Origin of the sequence: Microbacterium amylolyticum, from assembly GCF_011046975.1 — a bacterium.
Classification (GTDB): Bacteria; Actinomycetota; Actinomycetes; order Actinomycetales; family Microbacteriaceae; genus Microbacterium; species Microbacterium amylolyticum.
Genome location: NZ_CP049253.1, coordinates 25,772 through 42,819 on the forward strand (window position 1 = coordinate 25,772; position 17,048 = coordinate 42,819).

General features: G+C 62.8%; 18 protein-coding genes. 11 read left to right on the forward strand and 7 right to left on the reverse strand.

What is annotated here, in order from left to right:
* Positions 1-112 precede the first annotated feature (112 nt).
* The 5 genes from ctaC to G6N81_RS00150 all read left to right on the forward strand — a co-directional run bounded on the left by ctaC (position 113) and on the right by G6N81_RS00150 (position 5,145).
* Positions 113-1,015, forward strand: a complete 903-nt coding sequence (gene ctaC, locus G6N81_RS00130) for an aa3-type cytochrome oxidase subunit II (protein ID WP_165131398.1) — start codon at positions 113-115, stop codon at positions 1,013-1,015.
* 62 nt (positions 1,016-1,077) lie between these two features.
* Entirely contained in the window at positions 1,078-2,751 is a 1,674-nt protein-coding gene (ctaD, locus tag G6N81_RS00135) for an aa3-type cytochrome oxidase subunit I (protein ID WP_241245149.1), read from the forward strand.
* On the forward strand, positions 2,748-3,185 hold the full coding sequence (gene ctaF, locus G6N81_RS00140) for an aa3-type cytochrome oxidase subunit IV (protein WP_165131401.1): 438 nt from the start codon (positions 2,748-2,750) through the stop codon (positions 3,183-3,185). Before ctaD ends, ctaF begins: the two co-directional genes overlap by 4 nt.
* Positions 3,186-3,314: 129 nt before the next feature.
* Entirely contained in the window at positions 3,315-4,418 is a 1,104-nt protein-coding gene (gene bioB, locus G6N81_RS00145; protein WP_241244992.1) for a biotin synthase BioB, read from the forward strand.
* Between the two features lie 115 nt (positions 4,419-4,533).
* Positions 4,534-5,145, forward strand: a complete 612-nt coding sequence (locus tag G6N81_RS00150; RefSeq protein WP_165131404.1) for a GNAT family N-acetyltransferase — start codon at positions 4,534-4,536, stop codon at positions 5,143-5,145.
* 86 nt (positions 5,146-5,231) lie between these two features.
* Here the strand turns inward: G6N81_RS00150 and qcrB are convergent, their stop codons facing one another.
* Genes qcrB through ctaE form a run of 4 tightly spaced genes read right to left on the reverse strand, consistent with a single transcriptional unit; the run spans position 5,232 to position 9,458 of the window.
* Positions 5,232-6,914, reverse strand: a complete 1,683-nt coding sequence (gene qcrB / locus G6N81_RS00155) for a cytochrome bc1 complex cytochrome b subunit (protein ID WP_165131407.1) — start codon at positions 6,912-6,914, stop codon at positions 5,232-5,234.
* Positions 6,911-7,966: a cytochrome bc1 complex Rieske iron-sulfur subunit gene (qcrA, locus tag G6N81_RS00160; protein ID WP_165131410.1), complete on the reverse strand. Its 1,056-nt coding sequence runs from the start codon at positions 7,964-7,966 to the stop codon at positions 6,911-6,913. Before qcrA ends, qcrB begins: the two co-directional genes overlap by 4 nt.
* Positions 7,967-8,001: 35 nt before the next feature.
* Complete coding sequence (gene qcrC / locus G6N81_RS00165) at positions 8,002-8,808, reverse strand: cytochrome bc1 complex diheme cytochrome c subunit (RefSeq protein ID WP_165131413.1); 807 nt, start codon at positions 8,806-8,808, stop codon at positions 8,002-8,004.
* Between the two features lie 20 nt (positions 8,809-8,828).
* Positions 8,829-9,458, reverse strand: coding sequence for an aa3-type cytochrome oxidase subunit III (ctaE, locus tag G6N81_RS00170; RefSeq protein WP_342591732.1), 630 nt, complete (start codon positions 9,456-9,458; stop codon positions 8,829-8,831).
* A gap of 227 nt (positions 9,459-9,685) precedes the next feature.
* On the opposite strand from ctaE, the gene trpD reads away from it, so the two are divergent.
* The 4 genes from trpD (at position 9,686) to ilvA (ending at position 13,913) form a co-directional block, all read left to right on the forward strand.
* A complete protein-coding gene (gene trpD / locus G6N81_RS00175) occupies positions 9,686-10,753 on the forward strand; it encodes an anthranilate phosphoribosyltransferase (RefSeq protein ID WP_165131419.1) in 1,068 nt (355 codons plus the stop codon).
* A gap of 57 nt (positions 10,754-10,810) precedes the next feature.
* Positions 10,811-11,377: a LemA family protein gene (locus tag G6N81_RS00180; RefSeq protein WP_165131422.1), complete on the forward strand. Its 567-nt coding sequence runs from the start codon at positions 10,811-10,813 to the stop codon at positions 11,375-11,377.
* A gap of 74 nt (positions 11,378-11,451) precedes the next feature.
* Positions 11,452-12,681 carry an AI-2E family transporter gene (locus tag G6N81_RS00185; protein WP_165131425.1) on the forward strand — a complete coding sequence of 410 codons (1,230 nt, stop codon included), beginning with the start codon at positions 11,452-11,454 and terminating at the stop codon, positions 12,679-12,681.
* Positions 12,678-13,913 (forward strand): threonine ammonia-lyase, encoded by a 1,236-nt coding sequence (gene ilvA, locus G6N81_RS00190; protein WP_165131428.1) that lies wholly within the window; start codon positions 12,678-12,680, stop codon positions 13,911-13,913. The genes G6N81_RS00185 and ilvA overlap by 4 nt, the downstream gene beginning before the upstream one ends.
* A gap of 66 nt (positions 13,914-13,979) precedes the next feature.
* On the opposite strand, the gene greA is transcribed toward ilvA, so the two are convergent.
* The gene (gene greA, locus G6N81_RS00195; protein WP_378731994.1) at positions 13,980-14,468 is read right to left on the reverse strand and encodes a transcription elongation factor GreA; all 489 of its coding nucleotides are present in this window, start codon (positions 14,466-14,468) and stop codon (positions 13,980-13,982) included.
* Between the two features lie 49 nt (positions 14,469-14,517).
* On the reverse strand, positions 14,518-14,922 hold the full coding sequence (locus G6N81_RS00200; RefSeq protein ID WP_241244993.1) for a DUF4307 domain-containing protein: 405 nt from the start codon (positions 14,920-14,922) through the stop codon (positions 14,518-14,520).
* A gap of 69 nt (positions 14,923-14,991) precedes the next feature.
* On the opposite strand from G6N81_RS00200, the gene G6N81_RS00205 reads away from it, so the two are divergent.
* Entirely contained in the window at positions 14,992-15,282 is a 291-nt protein-coding gene (locus G6N81_RS00205) for a hypothetical protein (RefSeq protein ID WP_165131433.1), read from the forward strand.
* Here G6N81_RS00205 and trhA read toward each other — a convergent pair.
* Entirely contained in the window at positions 15,266-15,958 is a 693-nt protein-coding gene (trhA, locus tag G6N81_RS00210; RefSeq protein ID WP_165137484.1) for a PAQR family membrane homeostasis protein TrhA, read from the reverse strand. The two genes, G6N81_RS00205 and trhA, sit on opposite strands and share 17 nt — an antisense overlap.
* Positions 15,959-16,107: 149 nt before the next feature.
* Between trhA and G6N81_RS00215 the strand changes: the two genes are divergently transcribed.
* On the forward strand, positions 16,108-16,890 hold the full coding sequence (locus G6N81_RS00215; RefSeq protein WP_165131435.1) for an isoprenyl transferase: 783 nt from the start codon (positions 16,108-16,110) through the stop codon (positions 16,888-16,890).
* Positions 16,891-17,048: the final 158 nt, after the last annotated feature.

Sequence of the window (17,048 nt, forward strand, 5' to 3'; positions counted from 1 at the left end):
GTTGCCATGAAACCCATCGTTTCCGCGCGACGTGCGGGGTCGGTGGCATAAATCGGGTGGCACCTTGCCATAGGATGGTTCTTAGCCACATCCATGTTCGAAAGGTGAATTCGTGCCGTCGAAACGCCGAATCCGCTGGGCCACGGTCCCGCTGATCGCCGCGGCTACTGCTGCGCTCGCGGGGTGCACCCCCACTGAGCTCCACGGATACTTGCCCGGATTCGATGAATCCGGCGTTCCCGCGACCAACCAGACCGAAGGCCTTGCCTCGCTCTGGGTCGGATCCTGGATCGTGGCGCTTGTCGTCGGTGTCATTACGTGGGGCCTCATGCTCTGGGCGATGATCGTCTACCGCCGCAGGAAGGGCCAGACCGGCCTCCCCGTGCAGCTGCGCTACAACATGCCGATCGAGATCTTCTTCACCTCGGTGCCGCTGATTCTCGTTATCGGCCTGTTCGCCTTCACGGCTCGTGAGCAGGCAGCGGTTGAAAAGGCCTGGGAAGACGACGAAGTTGACGTCGAGATCACGGCGATCGCTAAGCAGTGGGCCTGGGACTTCCAGTACGAGGACGCCACCGCTGGCGGCGAGCCCGTGTACTCCATGGGCATCCAGGCTCAGCCTGCCGCTAACGGTGACATCGACACCGACAAGCTGCCGCGCCTGGTGCTTCCCGTTGACCAGAAGGTGACGATCAAGCTCACCTCGCGCGATGTGATCCACTCGTTCTGGATTATCGACTTCCTGTACAAGAAGGACATGTACATCGGTCACGACAACTCGTGGTCGTTTATTCCCACGCGTGAGGGCACGTACGCCGGCAAGTGCGCCGAGCTGTGCGGTGAGTTCCACTCGATGATGCTCTTCGAGGTCGACGTCGTCAGCGAGGCCGAGTACGAGGAGTACCTCTCCTCACTCGAGGCCGCTGGTCAAACCGGAGACATCAACGACGCGTACAAGCGTCTGCAGAACAACCCGGCGCAGGCGAACTTGACGCCGGCCGAGGAAGGACACTGATCGTGGGCACGTCCACCATCAACGAGCGTTCGCGCACCCTTCCGCCGCGCCAGGCTGCTCTGATGAGCGGGTCGCGCGTCGGTCAGAAGGGCAACGTGATCGTCAACTGGATCACGTCGACCGACCACAAGACCATCGGGTACATGTACCTGATCACGTCGGTGCTGTTCTTCTGCCTCGGCGGTGTGATGGCGCTGATTATTCGCGCTGAGCTCTTCGAGCCCGGAATGCAGATCATTCCGACGAAGGAGCAGTACAACCAGCTGTTCACGATGCACGGCACCGTGATGTTGCTGATGTTCGCGACGCCGCTGTTCGCCGGATTCGCCAACATTCTGCTTCCGCTGCAGATCGGTGCGCCCGACGTCGCTTTCCCGCGTCTGAACGCCTTCGCTTTCTGGCTGTTCACCTTCGGTTCGCTCATCGCGGTCGCCGGATTCCTCACCCCGCAGGGCGCCGCATCGTTCGGTTGGTTCGCGTATCAGCCTCTGGCGAATGCGTCGTTCTCGCCCGGTGTCGGTGGGCACCTCTGGATGGTCGGCCTCGGAATCTCTGGTTTCGGAACGATCTTCGGTGGTGTGAACTTCATCACGACGATCATCACGATGCGTGCTCCGGGCATGACGATGTGGCGTATGCCGATCTTCACGTGGAACACCCTGGTGACCAGCCTGCTGATCCTCATCGCGTTCCCGGTTCTCGCCGCGGCCATGTTTGCTGCTGCAAGTGACCGCATCCTCGGATCGCACGTGTACGACCCACAGTCGGGCGGTGTTCTGCTGTGGCAGCACCTGTTCTGGTTCTTCGGACACCCCGAGGTGTACATCATCGCGTTGCCGTTCTTCGGCATTGTCTCCGAGATCTTCCCGGTGTTCAGCCGCAAGCCGATCTTCGGTTACAAGACGCTGGTGTACGCGACGATCGCCATCGCCGCGCTCTCCGTTTCGGTGTGGGCGCACCACATGTACGTCACCGGTGCTGTTCTGCTGCCGTTCTTCGCCTTGATGACGATGCTCATCGCGGTTCCAACGGGTGTGAAGATCTTTAACTGGATCGGCACGATGTGGCGAGGCTCGCTCACCTTCGAGACGCCGATGCTGTTCTCACTCGGCTTCCTGGTCTCGTTCGTGTTCGGTGGTTTGACGGGTGTCATTCTGTCGTCGCCTCCGCTCGACTTCCACCTGAGCGATTCGTACTTCGTTGTTGCTCACTTCCACTACGTCGTCTTCGGAACGGTTGTCTTCGCGATGTTCGCGGGCTTCTACTTCTGGTGGCCGAAGTGGACCGGAAAGATGCTGAACGAGCGTCTGGGCTACGTGCACTTCTGGTTGCTGTTCATCGGCTTCCACATGACGTTCCTCATCCAGCACTGGCTGGGCGTAGACGGCATGGTTCGCCGCTACGCGGATTACTCTGAGGCCGACGGTTGGACGTGGCAGAACCAGCTGTCGACGATCGGTGCGATTGTGATCGCTGCATCGATGATTCCGTTCTTCCTCAACGTGTGGATCACGGCGCGCAAGGCGCCCAAGGTCACGGTCAACGACCCGTGGGGTTACGGCGGATCGCTGGAGTGGGCAACGAGCTGCCCGCCGCCCCGTCACAACTTCACGTCGATTCCGCGTATCCGTTCCGAGCGTCCCGCGTTCGATTTGAACCACCCCGAAGCGGCCGAAGACTACGCTGCTCCCGGCAAAGCCACGGAACCGGGGCAGCAGGAAGGACGTAACTCATGAAATCCCAGATTGCGATCTGGTGGGTTCTCACCGCTTTCTTCTTCCTTTGCTTCGCGGGATACACGGTCTGGAGCATCATCGCTCACTGGACCGGTGACTGGGTAACCAGCATCGAGTGGGTGGGGTCAACGTCCCTTCTCTTCTCCGGCTTCCTGGCAGCAATGATCGGTTTCTTCGTGTGGCGGTGGCACCGCGCTCAGAAGGGCGTTGAGCTTCCTGAGGACCGTCTCGAGGCAACGATCGACGAGGGCGAAGTGGAGCAGGGCGAGTTCAGCCCCTGGTCCTGGTGGCCTCTCGTGCTTGCCGCTGCTCCCGCCGTTGCGGTGGTTTCGCTGGCAACGGCACACTTCCTCATCCCGCTCGCGATTGCTCTTCTGGCAATCGGTCTGGTGGGCTGGGTCTACGAGTACTACCGCGGAAACTTCGCGCGCTGACCTTCCGCGATGCTGGCCCCGGATCCTTCAGGGATCCGGGGCCTTTTGCGTGCACTTTGCACTTCTCTACTAAACACTGTTCAATGAACAGTGTTCAGTGCGATGGGTACAGAGAAGAGGCGTAACGGCATGTCGAGAACGATGACCACACGGTGCGAGGCGTCAGGGGCCGATGTCGCGGACTTCTTCGAGCTCGTGGGGCGGATCCAGCGCGGACACACTCTGGCGGCGGCTGAGGCGCTTTCTGCGCTCCGAGCGCCCGATTCCCAGACGATGTCTCTCATCGCGGCGGCCGGGATGCTCCGCCAGGCGCACTTTGGTCGCACGGTGAAGGTGAACTATCTCGTCAACCTCAAGTCGGGGCTGTGCGCAGAAGACTGCTCCTACTGTTCGCAGCGTCTGGGGTCGACATCCCAGATCTTGAAGTACACGTGGATTTCGACGGAAGAAGCGGCCAAACAGGCGCAGCACGGTATTGACGGCGGCGCTTCACGCGTGTGCTTGGTGGCGTCGGGGCGCGGACCCAGCGATCGAGATGTGCAGCGCGTTGCGGACATGATCGGGCGAGTCAAAGAAGATCACCCCGACGTTGAGGTGTGCGCGTGCCTCGGACTCCTGCGCGAGCGCCACGCGCAGAAGCTTGCTGAGGCCGGCGCAGACGCGTACAACCACAACATCAACACGGCCGAGTCGCTGTACGACGACATCTGCACAACGCACTCGTATCAGGACCGTGTCGACACGGTCGAGACGGCTAAAGGGGCAGGAATGTCTCCCTGCTCGGGGCTGATTGTTGGGATGGGGGAGAGCGATGAGCAGGTGGTCGAGGCCGTTTTCGCTCTTCGCGAGATGGGGAGCGATTCGATCCCCGTGAATTTCCTCATGCCGTTCGACGGCACACCGCTGGAAGGAACTCACGAGCTCTCGCCGATGCAGTGCCTCCGGATTCTCGCGATGGTGCGGTTGGCATGCCCCGACCGCGAGGTCCGTATCGCGGGTGGCAGAGAGATGCATCTCCGTAGTTTGCAATCCGTGGCGCTCGAGGTCGCCAACTCGCTCTTTCTCGGTGATTATCTGACCAGTGAGGGACAAGACGCGAAGGATGATGTGGCGATGATCGCCGATGCCGGATTCACGGTTCTCGGACACGGGGACGTCGCGGGTACGGACGCTGAACCGGTACCCGCACTTCGCCGTCGAGGGACAGGGACTGCCGCGCGTCCGAACGCGTAGGGTGCCCTATCCTTCCGCCGTCGCCCCTTGACGTCCGGACGAAGAACTCGTGGCCGAACAATGAAAAGGCTGGGAGGGTGCGCGCAAAGACGGGTCACAGCGGCAGAATGAGGGCATGACGCACTTTCCTGTTCGAGGTGCCACAACAAGCGATCTGCGGGCGTGCGCTGCGCTGATCGGACAGGAACTCCGCGACGACGACATGGTGCGCGCGCTGATCCCCGGCGAAGAAGACCGGGAACGTCGTATCGCTCAGGTGCATCTGGCGCTGCTGCATCACACCCTTTTGACGGGAGGCGCGGTGGACGTTGTGTGCGGCGCGGATGGCGGTGTGCGCGCTGTTGCGATGTGGCAGCCGGCGTATCCGCTGGAGGCGTCAACGATCGACCGCGCCGTGCTGCGCTCACGCATTGCCGTTGCAATTGGACGGAAACATCGAGCGGAGGCGGAGGCAGCCGACGCGTACTTCGCGTCGCAGCGACCGGAATTCCCCCACTGGTATCTCGACACGATCGTCGTCAGTCGGCACGCGCAGGGGGAGGGGAACGGCACCCACTTACTGCAGTACCGATTGCGTCAGATCAATGCCGAAGGCCTTCCCGTCTACCTCGAAGCCACGTCGAACGGTTCGCGGCGCCTGTACGAGCGCTTCGGCTTTGAGCCGTGGGGCAAAGGCGAGGAGCTGGGATACGGCGCAACAGCGATGTTGCGCCACCCGGCACGCTAATCACCTCCCCTTCGCACTGTCGGGGGAGGTAACGCAGTGAGGGCCTCGAATCCTTCCGGATTCAAGGCCCTCACTGCGTTAGGCGCTTACTTCTTGTCGTCGCCCTGCTCGATTTCATGGTGGCCGTCAGCCGGCTCACCGATCTCGTGCAGCACGTGCTTCTGGTGCTCCAGCGACTCCTGGTACTCCGTGTTCGACAGAGGCTGCAGGCGGTCCTCGAAGAACCAGCGGCTCATCGAAGCGCGGAGCTTCTGCGACATCGTGATCCGGCCGTTGTCATCGGGGCGGACGACAAGCGGCTCGTATGTCTCATCGGCCACGAGCGTCCAGCGCTCGTACTCATCGACAGGCTTGTGAACTTCCTTGTACTCTCCGCCGGCAAGGCGAACAATGCGACCCGACTCGTAGCCGTGCAGGACGATCTCTCGATCCTTCTTCTGCAACGCGATGCAGATGCGCTTCGTGATGAAGTACACGATGACCGTGCCGAAGATCAGCAGAGCCTGCAGGCCGTGGATCACGCCTTCCATCGTGAGACGGAAGTGAGTCGCGATGAGGTCCGACGATGCCGCCGCCCAGAGGACCGCGTAGAACCAGACGCCGGCGGCACCGATCGCCGTTCGCGTTGCCGCGTTGCGGGGACGCTGAGCGATGTGGTGCTCGCGCTTGTCGCCCGTGACCCATGCCTCGATGAAGGGGTAGATCGCGACAAGCACGATGAACACCACGAGCACGAGCATCGGCAGCAGGATACCCATCGGATACACGTGTCCGAAGATCGTGAAGTCCAGGTGCGGCGGAGCCAGGCGCAGCGCGCCGTCGGCAAAACCGATGTACCAGTCGGGCTGCGTTCCGGCAGAAACGGGGGAGGGGTCGTACGGGCCGTATCCCCAGATCGGGTTGATCTGCACGAGCGACGCGATCAGAACCAGCGCGCCGAAGACGATGAAGAAGAAGCCACCCATCTTCGACATGTACACGGGCATCATCGGGTAGCCGACGACGTTGTTGTTCGTGCGGCCGGGGCCGGCGAACTGCGTGTGCTTGTTGACGATCATCAGCAACAGGTGGACCGCGATCAGCGCGATCACCAGGAGCGGAAGAATCAGAATGTGCAGCGCGTAGAGGCGGTGGATGATGTCCGTTCCGGGGAATTCACCGCCGAAGAGGAGGTAGGACGTCCACGGGCCGATCACGGGAAGTCCCTTGATCATGCCGTCGATGATGCGGAGGCCGTTGCCCGACAGAACGTCGTCGGGGAGCGAGTATCCCGTGAAGCCTTCAGCCATCGCGAGGACGAAGAGCACGAAGCCAACGACCCAGTTGAGCTCGCGAGGCTTACGGAAGGAGCCCGTGAAGAACACACGGAGCATGTGGATACCGATGCCGGCAACGAAGGTCAATGCGGCCCAGTGGTGCAGCTGGCGAACCAGGAGGCCGCCGCGCAGGTCGAAGCTGATGTGCAGCGTCGACTCCATGGCTGCGGACATGGCGATACCGCGCATCGGCGCGTGAGCACCGTGGTAGTACGTCTCGACCATCGACGGCTCAAAGAAGAACGTCAGGAACGTTCCGGAGATGAGCACGACGACAAACGACCACAGCGCGATCTCGCCGAGCATGAACGACCAGTGGTCGGGGAAGACCTTACGTCCGAGCGCCTTGACGAGGCCCGACACGCTTGTGCGCTCGTCGATGTAGTTCGCCGTGGCGCCGACGAAGCGGCCGCCCAGCGGAGCCTTCTTCTCTTCGGTGGTGGCGGTACTCAATGGATCTCCCAGAAGCTCGGGCCGACGGGCTCGGTGAAGTCGCTCTTGGCAACGAGGTAGCCCTCATCGTCAACCGTGATCGGCAGCTGGGGCAGCGGGCGTGCGGCGGGGCCGAACACGACCTTCGCCTCGTCCGAAACGTCGAACTGCGACTGGTGGCAGGGGCAGAGCAGGTGGTGTGTGTGCTGCTCGTAGAGGGCGACGGGGCACCCAACGTGTGTGCAGACCTTGGAGTAGGCGACGATGCCGTCGTACGACCAGTCCTTGCGCTCTTCGCGCTCGGTGATCTGGTCGGGGCGCATGCGAACCATGAGGACCATGGCCTTGGCCTTTTCGTCGAGGTAGCCATCGTGGTGGCTCAGCCCCGCGAGGCTCTCCGGGATGACGTGGAACGCCGATCCAATGGTCACATCTGACGCCTTGATGCGCGTGCCGTGCGGGTCGCGAACAAGGTGCTGTCCCGATTCCCACATCGTCTGCTTCAGCAGCGCGACAGGGTCGTTCCCGTCGTGCGGTGCGAGACCGCGGAAGAGAGTGACACCGGGAAGGATCGAGGCGGCGAGTGCCGCGAACAGCGAGTTGCGGATCATCTTGCGACGACCGAACCCGGACTCCTCGTTTGCCTTCTCAAAAACCTCGATGGCGCCGGCGCGCGTCTCGGGCGTTCCCTGGGTGGGGTGCCGTTCCTCGACGTGCTCCTTGTCGCTCATCAGGGTCTTCGACCAGTGGATTGCTCCGACACCGATCGACAGCAAGGACAGGGCGATGCCGAGTCCGATGAACATGTTGTTGTTGCGGATCGAGGTGTACTGCATGTCCTCGATCGGGAACAGCATGTACGCGGCGACCGCCCAGATGCTCCCGGCTACGGACAGGTAGAAGAGGCCGTAGATCGCGCGCTCTGCTGCCTTCGCCGACTTCGGATCCTTGTCCGTCATCCGGGTGCGGTGCGGCGGCATACCCGGGTTCTGTACCGGATCGTCGATCGAGACGGCGAGACCCGAAGAAGGCTGCTGCGCCTTCTCGATGCCGGCCTGTTCGTCGTGAGACATCGTGCTCCTTGTCACGTCCTGGTCATTCGCCATGGTTAGTTCGACCTCGCCGTGATCCACACCGCGATGGCGATCAGACCACCGATGCCGAAGATCCAGATGAACAGACCCTCAGAGACGGGACCGAGTGATCCGAGCGTGAATCCGCCGGGCGCCTGCATCTCTTGCTGATACAGCAGCGCCGAGATGACATCACGCTTGTCCTGCTCGTCGAGGTTCATGTTGTTGAACACGGGCATGTTCTGCGGCCCCGTGACCATGGCGGCGTAAATGTGCAGAGCCGAGGTGTCGTTGATGTCCGGGGCGAACTTCCCCTCGGTGAGGGCTCCACCCGCTGCTGCGACGTTGTGGCACATCGCGCAGTTGATGCGGAACAGCTCAGCGCCGCGGGCGACATCGCCCTCGCCGTCCAGGACAGTGGCTTCAGGGAAACCCGGTCCGGGGGCGATGGAGTGGACGTACTCGGCCATCGACAGAATCTGTGCGTCGGTGAACTGCACGGGCTTCTGATCTGCCTGGGGGCCGTGCGCCTGCATGGGCATGCGGCCGGTTGCCACCTGGAACTCAACGGCGAGCGCGCCGACGCCGTAGAGCGACGGGCCGTTCTCGGTTCCTTCGAGGCTCAGGCCGTGGCAGGTGGCGCAGTTGGCCTGGAAGAGGATTTCTCCGTCTTCGGCGCTAACCTGCGAGGTCTGCGCACTTCCCGTGTCGCTTGCTGCGACGGCTACCGAAGCGCCCGCGTACAGGCCGCCCGTGAGGAGCAGACCCACAGCGATCAGTGCTGCGGCTGCAATCGGGCTGCGGCGGCCATTTGAGCGGCGCTTGTTCTTCTGACGTGCCATAAGACTGTGTTGCTCCGCTCTCACTGCAGGAAGTAGATGACGGCGAACAGCGCGATCCACACGATGTCGACGAAGTGCCAGTAGTACGACACGACGATCGTGGTGGTCGCTTCCTTGTGCGTGAACTTCTTCACCGCGTAGACGCGACCGATGGTCAGCAGCATGGCGATGAGGCCACCGGCGACGTGCAGGCCGTGGAAGCCCGTGGTCAGGTAGAACGCGGCGCCGTAAGGATCGCTGCTGATGGTGACGCCGTGCTCAACGAGCTGTGCATACTCCCACACCTGGCCGGCGACGAAGGTCGCACCGAGGGCAAAGGTGATCCAGAACCACGGCACCATGCCGAGCGATCGCCAGCCCTGGCCCTTCACCGTGTAGGGCTGCATACGTTCGGCCGCAAGCACACCAAACTGGCACGTGACGGATGAGGTCACAAGAATCGCCGTATTGATGAACGCGAACGTCACGTTCAGCGCCTGTGTGCCTTCCTCCCAAATGCCGGGCGAAGTGCTGCGGAGCGTGAAGTAAATGGCAAAGAGGCCCGCGAAGAACATGACCTCGGAGCCAAGCCACACGATCGTGCCGACGCTGACAGGATCGGGGCGCTTCACCGTTCTGGGCGCGGGGGCATACGTAGCTGGGGTCGTCACCCGTCCATTATGGCCGATAACGCCAGTGGATTTTTGCACTGAAGGGGGTGATTGTGCATGCATCTGAGCTATGGAGAGGGGGTGAAGTCGCTGGTAGAGGAGGGATAAAGAGCTGATCGTGCCGCAATATTGCGCACGTTTCGTGCCCACGATGAGGCGTCTGTTCCTTTTTCTACGTCGTGTCGAGGTTTTCGCGGACACCCCGCGCCGTCCCTAAGATCGGCCCTATGACGCAACCAACGTGGCCCGGCATCCTGGCATCGGTCGTCGGAGGACACCACCTCACGGTTTCCGAAGCTGAGTGGGCGATGCGCCAGGTGATGCACGGGGAGGCAACACCGGCGCAGCTCGGCGGTCTTCTCCTGGCACTGCGTGCAAAAGGCGAGACCGTTGAAGAGGTGATCGGTTTTCGTGCGGCGATTCTCGAAGCTGCCGTTCCCCTTCCCGTCGATCCACGTGTTCTCGACATCGTCGGCACAGGGGGAGACCTACACGGCACCGTGAATATCTCCTCGACGGCAGCAATCGTCGTCGCGGCCACAGGCGTGCCGGTTGTGAAGCACGGCAATCGCGCCGTCAGCTCGAAGGCGGGTTCGAGCGATGTGCTCAGCGAATTGGGCATTGACCTGCGCCTCGCGCCGGACGGAGTGTCGCAGGTGCTGGATGAGGCGGGCATCACTTTCGCCTGGGCGGCAGCGTTCCACCCGGGTTTCCGCCACGCGGCACCCGTGCGGGCGGAGCTGGGCGTTCCGACCGTGTTCAACTTCCTCGGCCCGCTCGTCAACCCTGCTCGGGCCGAGGCCAACGCCGTGGGCGTGGCGAACCTCCAGACAGTGCCGATCATCACGGGCGTGTTCCGTACACGTGGCGCAACGGCACTGGTTTTCCGCGGCGAGGACGGCCTCGACGAGATCACGAACACCGGGTACAGCCGTATCTGGCAGGTATCGAATGGTGATGTTCACGAGTTTGATGTGCATCCGCGGGATCTCGGCGTGCCCACGGCGCAGATCGAGGACCTCATCGGTGGCACGCCCAGCGAGAACGCCGTGACCCTTCGACGCACGCTTGCGGGGGAGCAGGGAGCCGTTCGCGATGTTGTTCTCCTGAACGCGGCTGCCGGCATTGTCGCCTACCGCCTGTCACAGAACCCGGCCGAGGCGAACCGCAACATGATCGAGCGGTTGTCCGAGGCTCGGGATGAAGCCGCGGCGGCGATTGACGACGGTCGTGCGACCGAGCGGCTTGAATCATGGATCACCGCATCGAATCGCGCCGGCGCCCAGCGGGCCTGAGAGCTAATTCAGGCTCGCGATCTACGATTACCGGCAGGAAAACTTGGGGGAGAATTCATGGAACTGCTCGTACCGCTTCTGATCGTCGTCGCTGTTGTTGTTATCGCGGGAATCTACCTGTGGGCGACGTACAACTCGCTTGTGTCGCTGGGCACGCGGGTCGATGAGGCCTGGAGCGGAATCGACGTGCAACTCAAGCGCCGCGCCGACCTCATCCCGAATCTCATCGAGACTGTCAAGGGTTACGCCGCCCACGAGAAGGCGGTTTTCGAGAACGTCACCCGCGCGCGCGCAGAAACGCTGCAGGCTCAGACTCCCGGCGAAGCCGGACGGGCGGAGAACCATCTTCAGCAGGCTCTGAAGAGCATCTTCGCGGTTGCCGAGGCGTATCCCGCACTCCAGGCCAGCCAGAACTTCCTCCAGCTGCAGAGCGCGATTGTGGACACGGAAGACAAGATCCAGGCGTCGCGCCGCTTCTACAACGGAGGGGTGCGTGAGCTGAACATTAAGATCAAGCAGTTCCCGAACAACCTCTTCGCGCGTGGTCTCGGGTTCGAGCAGCGCGAGTTCTTCGAGGCCGACGACGCAGCGGCGATCGCTGCTCCGCCCAAGGTGCAGTTCTGAGCCACACGGAGCGATGAATTCCTCCCAGGGAATACATGCCTCTTCAGCGATGCTCCCGGACGTAGACTCGTCGCATGAGCGAGGAGCCGCGGCAGGAGCGTAGAACTCTGTTCGGGTATCGTCCCGCGTCCACCGTTGCGGAGCGCACGGAGCGCACGGAGCGCACGGACAAAGACGCTGACCATCCCGTAGCGAAGCCCCTCAGAGTTGCGGCGGCCTACGGCTGGCGCCTTCTGATTCTCGCGGCCGTTCTCGCGCTGTTGATCTGGTTTATCGCCGAGTTCAAGACTCTCGTCATCCCCGTCGTCGTGGCGGTGCTCCTGACGGCGCTGCTGTGGCCGTTCTTCTCCTGGCTCAGGAGGATGCGGGTTCCGACGGCTGTGGCGATTATTGTTTCGCTGCTGGGGACGATTTCGATTGTCGCTGGTCTCGTGTGGCTTTCGGTGTGGCAGATCGCGAATCAGGCTGCGGACGTGCGCGATCGCGCGGTCGAGGGCTGGTACGAGATCGAGGCGTGGGTGGTGAATCTGGGTCTCCTGCCCGATGACGTCATCAGCCAGGCCGTGGCGTTCGTGACCGAGTTCGTTCAAGAACAAGCGCAGGTGCTGCTCAGCGGCGCGCTGACGGTGGGCCTCACCGTGGGTCACATCGTCGCGGGCATTTTGCTCACGCTCTTCACGCTGATCTGTTTCCTTGCGGACGGCAAGGGCATTTGGGGCTGGACAACGACGTTGTTCCCGAAAAAGGCCAGAGCTGCTGTTGACGGTGCCGCCCGCAACGGCTGGTCGACCCTCGTCAACTATGCGCGCACGCAGATCCTCGTTGCCCTTATCGACGCCGTCGGTATCGGCGTCGGCGCCGCGCTTCTCGGCGTTCCGCTCGCTATTCCCATCGGCGTCATCGTCTTCCTGGCTTCGTTCATCCCCTTCCTCGGTGCGATTCTGACGGGCATCCTCGCCGTTTTTATCGCGCTGGCTTACAACGGCATCTGGACCGCGATCGCGATGCTGGGTGTCGTTCTGCTCGTCCAACAGATCGAGAGTCAGGTCCTGCAGCCGCTCATCATGAGCGCAGCCGTCAAGGTGCACCCCCTTGCCGTTGTGCTCGTTGTTCTTGCCGGCGCCGCCGTCGGTGGTATCGCCGGCGCGCTGTTCGCGGTTCCGTTCGCCGCCTTTGTCAACGTCGTGGCAGTGACGCTGTCGACGGGATCGTGGCGAACGGGTGAACTTCCCGATACCGATCTCATCTGGCGCACCGAGCCGAAAACGATCGGACGAGGGTCCGCAGAGAAGGAGAAGAAGTGACGAGAGTCGATCTGCCAACACTGTCTGAGTTTGAGGAAGCGGCGGGCGGCCTTGCTCCCGTCATCGAACGCACGCCGATTCAGCCGTCACAGCACCTCAGTGAGCTCCTCGGGCATGAGACGACGCTCAAGCTCGAAAACCTGCAGCGCACAGGGTCGTTCAAGGTGCGCGGAGCAACTCACCGTCTGTCGCGGCTGACGCCGGAGGAGCGCGCACGCGGCGTTGTTGCAGCGTCGGCGGGGAATCACGCCCAAGGCGTTGCGCTTGCCGCGCAGCAGCTCGGCATCCCCGCAACGATCTACATGCCGCTGGGTGTTCCCGTTCCCAAGCTGCTTGCGACGCGGGGATACGGCGCGGAGGTCGTCCTCGAGGGTGAGACCGTGGCGACGAGCCTGCGATTGGCCGCCGAGCACGCTGAGCGCGAGGGCGCCGTTCTGATCCACCCTTTCGATCACCGAGACATCATCGTCGGACAGGGCACGGTCGCCCTCGAAGTCATAGATCAGGTGCCCCAGGTGGAGACGATCGTCGTATCGATCGGCGGGGGTGGACTTGCAGCGGGCGTCGCTGCTGCGGCAAAGGCGAAGGCAGCCGCCCTCGGGCGGGAGATCCGCGTTATCGGTGTTCAGGCGGCGAATGCCGCGGCGTATCCCGTTTCTCTGGATGCGGGTGAGCCGGTCGAGATCACAACGGAACCGACGATCGCCGACGGGATCCTCGTCTCGAAGCCCGGCGCGTCGCCGTTCGCGATCGTTCGTGACCTCGTCGACGAGGTCGTCACGGTCAGCGAGGATGACATTGCGCGCGCGCTGCTCGCGCTCCTCGAACGAGCAAAGCAGGTCGTCGAGCCCGCTGGAGCGGCCGGTGTCGCGGCGATTCTGGCGGGAAAGGTCGTGACGAACGGTCCGACCAACGTGATCATCTCCGGTGGCAACATCGACCCCCTCCTGCTGCAGCGGGTGGTGGCGCACGGTCTTGCCGCGTCCGGGCGATACATGACGGTTCGCATCCCCCTTCCCGATCGCCCGGGCCAGCTTGTGAAGGTGTCCGAGTTGCTGGCGCAGGCGGGGGCGAACGTCATCGAGGTGCTGCACACGCGACACGGTCAGGGCATGCAGATCAGCGAAGTTGTTTTGCAGATATCCGTCGAAACGCGGGGCGAGGAGCATCGCGGGCTCGTTCTCGACGCGCTGCGCGGCGGCGGCTTCCGTCCGGAGATCGTCCCGGACTGATCGCGTTTAACGTCTCCGGCCTCCCGCCCACGGTGTGTGGGCGGGAGGCCGGAGACGTTGGTGGTCTTAGCCCTGGAAGGTCTCGACCTTGATGATCTCGACGGCGATCGACTTGCCGTTGGGGGCCGTGTAGCTCGTCTTTTCGCCCACCTTGAGACCGTTGATGGCCGTCCCGAGCGGGCTCTGGTCGCTGTACACGTCGAGCTCCGTGCTGCTGGAGATGGCGCGGCTGCCCAGCAGGAAGCGCTCCTCGTCTCCGAGGATCAGAGCGGTCACGACCGTGCCGGGGCGAGCGACACCGTCGGCCTCTGGCACCTCGCTGATCTCAGCGTCCTTGAGCATCGCGGTGAGCTGGCGAATGCGCGCTTCCTGTTTGCCCTGTTCGTCCTTGGCCGCGTGGTAGCCGCCGTTCTCCTTCAGGTCCCCCTCTTCGCGGGCCTCCTGAATGCGATGAGCGATTTCCTCGCGGCCTGTGGTCGAAAGATGTTCGAGCTCGGCTGCGAGGCGATCGTACGCCTCCTGCGTCAAGAAAGGCGCGTTCTCGTTCGACACGATGGTTCTCCTTTAGGACTCGGAAGATCCGAGATGCGGTATCCGGAAGAATTTACCGGAGGGCGCAGGTGTTGACGAATCCCGTTGTCGCCTCGGCGACGGTGGGAATGGTCTCGGTGTAGTCAGTGTGGACTCTGTCGTTCGCAGGAAGCTCGACAACTTTCCATCCGACAACGCCGAACTCTTCGTCGAGGGCTTCGAGTGTGCACACAACCGGCGCGTTTCGGGAGGAGGTCACGCGGAATGTCACGGATACCTGCTCGGCGGAGGTCACGCGAAAGCCGAGGTCGTCGTAATCGACCGTTCCCGTGGTCTGCTGGGGGACCATCCACAGCAGGTACCCGAGGATCACCGCCGCCACGATGCCGCCGCCGATCCACGGGGCTAGACGGGCACCGTTTCGTGATCGACCGTAGCGGTCGTCGAGCTTCGCGTTGATCGAAGCAGGTGTTGTCACGAGGACCTCTCAGGCGCTAACGGAATAGGCTGGAACCAGATTATCGGCCCTGAACGATGGAGCAGCTGGATGCACGCCCTCTTTGCCCTCGTCCCCGCAGGCTTGCAAGACGGCCCGCTCCCCGAAATGACGGTTGACCCGGAATCGGTCACGCCCGGCCCGGTGGGTTTTCTGTGGATGGCTATCCTCGTTCTCGCCGTTGTCCTGCTCGTCATCTCGATGCTGCGCCGCGTGCGTCGTGTGCGCTACCGCGCTGAGGTCACCGAAATGTTGGACGCCGAAGAAGCGGCGGCCCGCGAAAACAGCGAGGAAAGCGGCGACGACGCCGTAGAGGACACCGAGCCTACGACCCCGCGTTAAACGCGGGGTTGAGGGCGATCAGCAGCGCGCCCGTCCAATGGCAGAGGAACGCCAGCACGGTGCACACGTGGAAGATCTCGTGGAAGCCGAAGTGGTTCGGCCACGGGTTCGGACGCTTGATCGCGTAGACGACGGCGCCGCCGGAGTACAGCAGCCCACCGACGATGACCAGGATCATCATCGCCACGTTCGCCCGGAAGAGATCGGGCATGTACATCACGGCTGCCCATCCGAGCGCGAGGTAGAGGGCGACGTAGAGCCAGCGCGGGGCACCGATCCAGAGAACACGGAACAGGATGCCCAGGAGCGCCCCGCCCCAGACGGCGCTCAGGAGGATCACGCTCTTCTCCGGCGGCAACGCGAGAACGCCGATGGGCGTGTAGGTACCGGCAATCAGCAGCAGAATGTTCGCGTGGTCGATGCGCTTGAGGACGGCCTTGGTCGCAGGCTTCCAGTTGAAGCGGTGATACACCGCGGAGTTGCCGAACAAGAGCAGTGACGACGCCATAAACACGGCGGAAGCCCACTTCGCAGCAGACCCGTCGGCGAGCGCGATGAGCACGATGCCGGCGATGAGGGCAACAGGAGCCGTTCCCGCGTGAATCCAGCCACGCCAGGTGGGTTTGAGATCTTCCGCGGGTACGGCATCCGCTTCGATCAACGGCAAATGGGGCATCGACGCTTCGTCCGAGCCGTCTGCGTGTTCCGGGTTCTCAGGCGTGGCGCGCGAGGTCATTTGCTGAGGTTACGTGTCGTCATATTCCGTCAGCGACACATGTGGCGGCGTTTTTTCCGGGGTCTGCGAGGTATCGTCATCGAGTGGTGATGAGCGTGAGGTCGGAGGAGGGCAGAGGCCCCCTCTATCGCCTGTATGCGTCGCGTCTGCGGCGTCAGATCGATCCGGAACGCGTGCCGAGGCACGTGGCGATGATGATCGACGGTAACCGGCGCTGGGCGCGTCAACTCGGTTATGAGACACCTGCGCACGGGCACCGCGCTGGCGCCGCGAAGATGGTCGACTTTCTTGAGTGGTGCGACAGCCTCAACGTTGAGGTCGTCACGCTGTACCTGCTGTCGAACGACAACGTGCTCAAGCGCGACAGCGCGGAGCTCGGGGACCTCATTGAGATCATCGCCGGGCTTGCTGGTCGGCTCTCGCGGCGTGGTGATTGGCGTGTGCAGCACGTCGGTCGTGAAGACAATCTTCCCGATTTCCTCGTCCAGTCGTTGCGCGATGCCCGGGAGCGGACCCGCGATAATACGGGGCTGCACGTGAACCTTGCCGTTGGCTACGGTGGTCGCTACGAGATCGTGGATGCGGTGCGCCGCATCATTCAGAAGCACCATGAGGGCGGCGGAAGCCTCGAGGAACTTGCCGAATCGTTGACGCCGGAAGAGATCGGCGAGCACCTGTACACGCGCGGTCAGCGCGACCCGGACCTCGTCGTGCGTACATCGGGGGAGCAGCGCCTGAGTGATTTTCTCCTGTGGCAGACCGCTCACAGCGAGTTCTACTTCGTTGAGGCTCTGGGGCCGGATCTACGCGAAGTCGATTTCCTCCGCGCTATTCGCGATTACGGAACGCGCGATCGCCGTTTCGGTCGCTGACGTTTCGTGTGTGAACGCGCGATGAAATTCGGGGCAGAGGTCTTCCGAATCACACCGGTGTGATTTAACGTCGACGCATCGGGCAAAGCGTCCGATCGAGTCGGCCTTCTGGATTGCGACTCGTGGTCTTTGGCCGACGCGAGAGTCCGGGCACTGCC